Here is a 282-nt window from a genome sequence, read left to right as displayed (position 1 = left end):
GGCTGTACAACGGTGGTCCTTACCAGCTGGTGGTCTTCCACTTCCTGATCGGCGTCTTCGCCTACATGGGCCGCGAGTGGGAACTCTCCTACCGCCTGGGCATGCGTCCCTGGATCTGCGTCGCCTACTCCGCCCCCGTGGCGGCTGCCAGCGCCGTGTTCCTGATCTACCCCTTCGGTCAAGGGTCCTTCTCCGACGGCATGCCCCTCGGCATCAGCGGCACCTTCAACTACATGCTGGTGTTCCAGGCTGAGCACAACATCCTGATGCACCCCTTCCACA

General features: G+C 62.8%; 1 pseudogene. It reads left to right on the top strand.

Annotated features, from left to right (window positions below):
• Positions 1-282, top strand: a pseudogene (locus tag KUG43_RS17530) (photosystem II q(b) protein); the annotation flags it as partial.

It is taken from the genome of Synechococcus sp. CCY 0621, assembly GCF_019038465.1.
Classification (GTDB): domain Bacteria; phylum Cyanobacteriota; class Cyanobacteriia; order PCC-6307; family Cyanobiaceae; genus Cyanobium.
This window is presented reverse-complemented; position numbering and strand designations above follow the sequence as displayed.